Source organism: Micromonospora sp. AMSO1212t, assembly GCF_008868145.1.
GTDB lineage: Bacteria > Actinomycetota > Actinomycetes > Mycobacteriales > Micromonosporaceae > Micromonospora > Micromonospora tulbaghiae.
Genome location: NZ_WBKS01000004.1, coordinates 105,566 through 112,151, shown reverse-complemented (window position 1 = coordinate 112,151; position 6,586 = coordinate 105,566). Strand labels below are relative to the sequence as shown.

The window sequence follows — 6,586 nt, the reverse complement described above, 5'->3', positions numbered from 1 at the left end:
CGCGCCCGTTCACCGCACCCACCGAACGTCATCCCCGCACCCGCCCCGGCGGCCCGTTCCACCGGCCCGCCCCGGCGAGGTCGTGCGGGTCCTCCCGCAGGTTCTTCCCGTGAGGTGCCGACCATGTCGCAGACCGCTCTGTACCACTTCCTCACCGCGGTGCCCGAGGCCGCCGCCATCTGGTCCTTCCTGCTGCTGCTCGCCCTGGGCCTGCTCGCCGCGCTCGTCGCCCGGCCGGAACGCGACCCCGAGCCGGAGGCCGCCCCCGAACCGGCCGACGCCGACGCCGTCCGCCGCGACGATCTGGTCCGCTACGCCGAGGAGGTGGCGGTGGCCGCCGCCGGGGCCGCCCAGACGGCCCGTCGCCGCCGGGAGCAGTGGATTGCCGCGCAGGACGAGGCGGACCGGGCCTGGACCGCGTACGACGAGGCGGACAGCGCCGCCCGCCGCCTGGCCGGCGCCGCCGCGCTGGGCGCCCCGCGCACCCCGCGCACCCCGGGCGAGTACGCGGCCCGGGAGCGCTGGCTGCACCACGCCGCCATGTCGGCGCACTGGCGGGGCGACCTGACCGCCCGTCAGCTCGCCGACGTGCTGGCGCACCGCAACGGGTGGGATCCGCGCCGGCACCCGGCCGAGCAGGAGATCGTGCTGGCCCGCACGGTCAGGGACGGGCGCCGGGCCGGATGGGAGCGCGCCGCCGCGCGGGAACGGACGGCCTGGCGGGACGCGGAACTGGCCGCCGAGGCCGCCCGGACGCTCGCCGCCGAGGCGTACGCGGCAACCATGGCCCTGCGGCCCGCTCTGCCGTACCGGAGTGCGACGACGAGCGCCCTGCCGGTGCCCGCTGCGGTCCGGAACGCGCGGTGGCGCCCGGCCCGGGTCGGCTGACACGCCTCGTCTCGACCGAATCGTTACCCGGAATATGGTGAGCCCGGTCACCCGGGTCACCGAATCGGGCGCGGGGCACAGAACGGGTCATCGAGTCGCGCAATTGCCGGTCGGCTGCTCGCCGTCTGTCCTGTTTCCGCCGTCGGGCGCCGTCGAAACTGCTTGTCCCATTGAGTGAAGTCAGTAACCGGGTGTTCCGAAATCTGTTACCGCGGATCACGTTTACGCAGGTGGGAGCGCTTGGCATGGGACATACCCACCGGTAGTGTCGGCGCGTCCGATGCGGTAATCGATCGCCGACGGCGACGCCGCACCGACCCGCCTAATCGAGTTCCACGAACCGGGGACCCATGAGCAACATCGGGGTGAATCCGCGAGCCTACGGCCCGCGGTAGGGCGTACTTCCCGCCCGAATCCGTCAGCTAACCCGGTCGGCGGCCACGGAAGGAGTTACCCCTCTTGCCCACCCCTCGATCGTCCCCCCGCCTCCACGGCACCGCGGTGCCCGCGCTCGCCTGACGCGCGACCGGCAACCGCCCCCTGGGCGCCCGGCATCACGGGCGTTCCCGATCCCCCGGCCATCCGGCCCCGCCAGCACGTGTGAGCTCCTCCGCGTGCCGGGCCGGCGTGTGCCGCTCACGCCCCGTGGAGGATTTCGTGAAGCACCACCTGAAGCGTCAGCTGCGACGGATCGTCACCGAACGCCCGTACCAGATCATCGCCGGATCGGCCGCCGCGCTCGTGCTGGCCGCCGGTGCCGGCACCGTCGCCGCCGCCGGTGACGACGCCCCGGTCCAGGAGAACACCGCGGCGGTCGCCGATCTCGGCGCCGCCCGCCTCGGCGAGCAGCCCGCCAGCCGCGGCGAGGCCCGTATCGCCGTGCCGCAGGCGTCGCCCAGCGCCTCCGCCGCGCCCAGCGCGTCGCCGAGCGCCTCCCCGTCGAAGAAGGCGGCCGACCCGGACACCACGGCGAAGGCCAAGCCGAAGCCGCCGTCGAGCAAGTCGCTCGACTACGACTACCAGGCGCAGATCAACTACTTCTACTGCGGTCCGGCTGCCGTGCGCAACGCGCTCAGCGCCGCCGGCATCGAGCGCAGCCAGGACGCGCTCGCCGGCCCTCTCGGCACCACCGAGATGGGCACCAACTCGGCCGAGGACACCACCCGGGTGCTCAACCAGCAGGTCAAGGGCAACCCGTACCGGACCCGCATGATTCCCGGCACTGCCACCCCGGCCCAGATGGACCGGCTCCAGGCCGACGTGGTCGAGGCGATCAACAACGGCCGTGGGGTCGTCGCGAACGTCGCCGGTACCGCCACCGACACCAACGGCGGCTGGCACTCGTTCCCGGGCGGCCACTACGTCGCGGTGGTCGGCTACAAGAACGACGGCCGGGCCGTACGCATCGCCGACTCGGCCGACCCGTCGCTGCCCTCGTACTGGGTCACCACGATCGACCTGGCACACTGGGTCTCCACGCGCGGCTACTCCGCCTGAGTCCCGCCCGCCCGCCCCGCTGATCTTGTAGTTGTGGCCCCGTTGCAACGGGCAATCCGGGCATCCCGCGGGCCGTAACTGCAAGATCGACGGGCTGGTGGGGCGCCGGCTCGGTGGGTTCGGTCTCGCGTGTCGTGTGCGGGCGGTGGCAGACTGCGCCAATGGGCGACGCGACGGGGAAGCGGCATCTGATTCTCCTGCACGGCATGGGTGCCACCGGCGAGGTGTGGCTGCCCTGGGCGCCGCTGCTGGAACGCCGCTGGCCCGGCCGCTGGCTCGCCCCCGACCTGGCGGGACACGGCTGGTCGCCGCCGCTCGACGGCTACTCGTTCGAGGCCGTGGCGCAGCGCGTGGTGGACGGACTCGGCCCGGTCCGGCTCGGCCCCGACGACCGGCTGGTGCTGCTCGGGCACTCGCTCGGCGGGGTGGTGGCGCTGGCGCTGGCCGCCCGGCGGCGAGGGCTTCCGGTTGACGGGGTGGTCGGGCTCGGCATCAAGGCGGTCTGGTCCCCGGCCGAACTGGCCAAGTCGGAGGAGCTGGCCGCCCGGCCGGTCACCTGGTTCGCCACCCGCGACGAGGCGGCCCGCCGCTACCTGCGCGTGTCCGGGCTCGCCGGGCTGTTCGCACCGGACCACCCGGTGGTGGAGGCGGGGTTGCGCCGGGTGGACGGTCGCTGGCGGCTCGCGATGGACCCGGCCGCGTTCGCCGTCGGGGAACCCCGGCTGCCGTCCCTGCTGGCCGCCACCGATGTGCCCGTGCTGCTGGCCCGGGGCGAGACGGACCCGATGGTGACCGACGCGCAGCTCAAGGAACTGGGCGTGCCGGTGGCCACGCTGCCGGGGCTGGGCCACAACGCGCACGTCGAGGATCCGGAGGCGGTGCTCGCCCTGCTCGACCCGTACCTCTGAGCGGGCCTACACCTCGGCGCGCGGCGCCGGGACCGCCCAGTCGGGTTCCAGTTCGCGGCGGGCGGCGGTGAGGAACGCCTCGGCGTAGGCGTCGGCCGGGAAGTCGCCCAGGTAACGGGTACGCGCCGCCCAGCGCTGTGCCGCCTTCGGGTCGGCGTCGAGCAGGTCGGTGAGCACTACGTCCACGTTGGACATGTCGCGCCGCAGCACGTAGCCGGACGCGGCGAGCGGGAACCGCTCCACGAAGTGCTCGCCGTCGGCGCCGGTGTCGGTGACCGCGTACGGCTTGCCGGAGTAGAGCCAGTCGGAGATGACCCCGGAGACGTCGGAGACCAGCGCGTCGGCGCGGTTGACGCACTCGGTGAGCGTCAGCTCGCGGCTCGCGGCGGCGCCCCACAGGTGCGGCCGGCCGGTCTTCGCCCGGTCGGCGGCGAGCAGTTCGGTGAGCCGGGCGAGCTGGCGGGCCGAGGCCGGGTTCTTGCCGGTGTACGGGTGGGCGCGCAGGACCACCGCGGCGCCCCGGTCGATCAGCCGGCGGATCAGCGTCTCGGCCACCGGCAGCGAGCAGTAGTTGGCGTCGGCGTGGTGCCCGGTCCAGGTCGGGGTGTAGAGGACCGTGGGGTGCGCCGGTGCGGTGACCGGCTCCCGGCGTACCTCGATGGCCTCGACCTGGGGGCGGCCGACCACGACGAACTTGTCGGCGGGGATCTCCACGCCGGCGCGGGCGTACCTGTCGATCGCGGCCTGCCCGGCCACGAAGATCTTGTCGAAGATGGCCGAGACCGGGTTGGCGCTCGGGGCCTTGTCGCTGTCGCCGTGGTGCAGCTGCACGTGGGTGAGCTGGTTGAACCGGATCACGTGGGCGTTCTTCGCGCCGTGGTTGACGTAGAACGCCACCCGCAGGCTCGGCACCAGCGCCTCGTCGAGCGCCTTCAGCGTGGGGCAGAGGACGACCGGGGCGCGGGTGGCGGCGGCCACCGCGGGCAGGAGCTCCGGTTCGCGCAGCACCACCACGAACGGGCGGCCGATCCGCTCCAGGTACGGCAGCCACATGGTGACCTGGTACTCGGAGCCGGGCGGGGCGGAGAAGTGCAGCACGAACTCGGGCTGGTGACGGCGCAGCGCGCGGCCGACCGGGCCACCTCCGGCGGGCGGGCGGAACCGGCGCCGGGCGAGGTCCAGCGCGACCGCCCCGCAGCCGGCGCCGACGAGCAGCGCGGCGACGAGCGCCGTCCAGGCGGGCAGCGCCAGGGCGGCGGCGAGCGCCACCACGGCGAGCAGCACCAGCAGCGCGTCGCCGAGCCGGGCGGCGACGACCGGTGTCCACGTGCGGACCGGAAGGTTCGCCGCCCGGATCTCCAGCGCGCCGGCCTGCCGCAGCGGCCCGACCAGCAGCACCAGCCCGAGCAGGACCAGCGCGGTGGCGGCCAGCGCCGGGTCGAAGCCGTCGTCGAGCCGCCGCGCGTAGCCGACGAGGATGCCGGCGGCGACGAGCACCGTCTCGGCGAGACCGTCGGCGGACGGCCGGACCCGGCGCTCCCAGGCGGTCGCGGCGAGCGCCGCGACGGCCAGGGCCAGGCCCCAGCCGGTCGCCCCGGTGAGCGCCACGACGAGGAAGGCCAGCACCGCCAGCCCGGTGGTCAGCACCCGGGCGAGCAGCTTGCGGACCAGGTCACCACGCATCTGGTACGTCCCGTCGGGTTCAGGCGTCGGCGGACAGCTCGGACCGGTGCGGGCCCGGCTGGGCCGGTACGGCGGCCACCTGCTCGCCGGGGGACCGGCGCACGTCGACCACCTGACCGGTCAGTTCGGAGATCAGCACGTCTAGGGACGCCTGCGCGACCGCCTCGGAGGAGAGCAGCGTGTGCTCCGGCTCCTCGCCGAACGCCCGCGTCCGCATGGGGGTGGCGGTGCGTTCCGGGTTGACGCAGTTGACCCGTACGCCGAACTCGGCCCACTCGTCGGCGAGCGCCTGGGTCAGGTTGACCAGCGCGGCCTTGGTGGCCGAGTAGAGCGCGTAGCGGGCCCGGCCCCGGGTGTACGAGCTGGACGTGTAGAGCAGCAGCTGGCCCTTGGTCTGCTGCAGGTACGGCAGGGACTGGCGCGCGATGGTGACCGGGCCGACGAAGTTGACGTGCAGGAGACGGTCCATCGTCTCCGAGTCCATCTCGGCGAGCGCGCCCTTCTCCAGGATGCCGGCGGTGACCACCACGTGGTCGATTCGGCCGGTCGCCTCGAACGCGGTCTTCAGCGCGGCGGTCACGTCCTCGGCGCGCTCGACGTGCGTGCCGGTGGTGGAGCGGCTGAACGGGAAGACCTGGGCGCCGTAGCCGCGGGCCAGCTCGGCCAGGTCGTGGCCGATGCCGTAGCTGCCGCCGAAGACCACGATGGTCCGGCCGGTCAGCTCCTCGGCGTAGCTGCGGTGGTCGGTCAGGCGGGGCGCCTGGGCGGCGGCGAGCTGGAAAAGCTTGTCGGCCAGGTGCACGTCGACCGGGTGAGTGACCTTGATGTTCTCGTCCGAGCCGTCGATCACCTTGATCGGCGTGCCGGGCAGGTAGCGCAGCACCACGCCGCAGTCGTCGGTGGCGGCGAAGTCGGGATCGCCCTCGGCGCGGCGGTACGCCTCGCGGATGGTGCCGGAGCGGAACGCCTGCGGGGTCTGGCCGCGGCGCAGCCGGGAGCGGACCGGGATGTCGGTGATGCAGTCGTCCGCGTCCACCTGGACGATCGTGTCGGCGGACGGGATGGCCACGTCCACGGCCGAGTACGTCCAGAGCGCGTTCACGCACTCGCGCACGATCCGGGCGCTGACCAGCGGGCGGACCGCGTCGTGGAAGAGGATGTTGACGTCGCCCTCGCCGACCGCGTCGAGCGCGATCCGGGTGGTGTCGTTGCGGGTCTCGCCACCCTCGATCACCTTGGTGACCTTGCGGAAGCCGGCGCCGGCGACGATGCGCCGCGCGTCGTCGACGTGACCGGTGGCCATCAGCACGATGATCTCGTCGATCTCCGGCGCGGCCTCGAAGACGGCGAGGGTGTGCTCGATGATCGGCTTACCGGCGATCTTGAGGAGCTGCTTCGGGATGCCCAGCCCGAGGCGCGTGCCGGTCCCCCCGGCGAGGATCACGGCCACCGTACGCGCGGGGCGCCAGGGTGCCGGGCTCGCCGGCGCGGCGTCCGGTGCGGTGGTGTGGTCCTGCGTCATTGCCGTACCTCACTCTGGGTGAAAGGGGATGGATCCGAAAACCTTAACGCGTACGCGGGAGCGCACCGCTCCGGGCGGAACCCGGTGC

The 6,586-nt window shown here is 73.7% G+C and carries 5 protein-coding genes and 1 riboswitch; of the genes, 3 read left to right on the top strand and 2 right to left on the bottom strand.

The window, feature by feature from the left end; translation table 11 throughout:
* Positions 1-123: 123 nt before the first annotated feature.
* The 3 genes from F8279_RS02360 (at position 124) to F8279_RS02350 (ending at position 3,293) form a co-directional block, all read left to right on the top strand.
* The gene (locus F8279_RS02360; protein WP_151498955.1) at positions 124-888 is read left to right on the top strand and encodes a hypothetical protein; all 765 of its coding nucleotides are present in this window, start codon (positions 124-126) and stop codon (positions 886-888) included.
* Positions 889-1,197: 309 nt separating this feature from the next.
* Positions 1,198-1,340, top strand: a riboswitch (cyclic di-AMP (ydaO/yuaA leader).
* Between the two features lie 193 nt (positions 1,341-1,533).
* Entirely contained in the window at positions 1,534-2,385 is an 852-nt protein-coding gene (locus F8279_RS02355; protein WP_192580602.1) for a C39 family peptidase, read from the top strand.
* Positions 2,386-2,546: 161 nt separating this feature from the next.
* On the top strand, positions 2,547-3,293 hold the full coding sequence (locus F8279_RS02350; protein WP_091423591.1) for an alpha/beta fold hydrolase: 747 nt from the start codon (positions 2,547-2,549) through the stop codon (positions 3,291-3,293).
* 6 nt (positions 3,294-3,299) lie between these two features.
* Here F8279_RS02350 and F8279_RS02345 read toward each other — a convergent pair whose 3' ends face one another.
* Together F8279_RS02345 and F8279_RS02340 are read right to left on the bottom strand one after the other, a co-directional pair.
* Positions 3,300-4,976, bottom strand: coding sequence for a CDP-glycerol glycerophosphotransferase family protein (locus F8279_RS02345; protein WP_151498953.1), 1,677 nt, complete (start codon positions 4,974-4,976; stop codon positions 3,300-3,302).
* Between the two features lie 19 nt (positions 4,977-4,995).
* Positions 4,996-6,498 carry a bifunctional cytidylyltransferase/SDR family oxidoreductase gene (locus F8279_RS02340; RefSeq protein WP_091423596.1) on the bottom strand — a complete coding sequence of 501 codons (1,503 nt, stop codon included), beginning with the start codon at positions 6,496-6,498 and terminating at the stop codon, positions 4,996-4,998.
* Between the last annotated feature and the right edge of the window lie 88 nt (positions 6,499-6,586).

Excerpts from the sequence above, each read along its gene's own strand:
- F8279_RS02360 (WP_151498955.1), top strand. The coding sequence starts at position 124 with ATGTCGCAGACCGCTCTGTACCACTTCCTCACCGCGGTGCCCGAGGCC.
- F8279_RS02345 (WP_151498953.1), bottom strand. The coding sequence starts at position 4,976 with ATGCGTGGTGACCTGGTCCGCAAGCTGCTCGCCCGGGTGCTGACCACC.
- F8279_RS02340 (WP_091423596.1), bottom strand. The coding sequence starts at position 6,498 with ATGACGCAGGACCACACCACCGCACCGGACGCCGCGCCGGCGAGCCCG.
- F8279_RS02350 (WP_091423591.1), top strand. The coding sequence starts at position 2,547 with ATGGGCGACGCGACGGGGAAGCGGCATCTGATTCTCCTGCACGGCATG.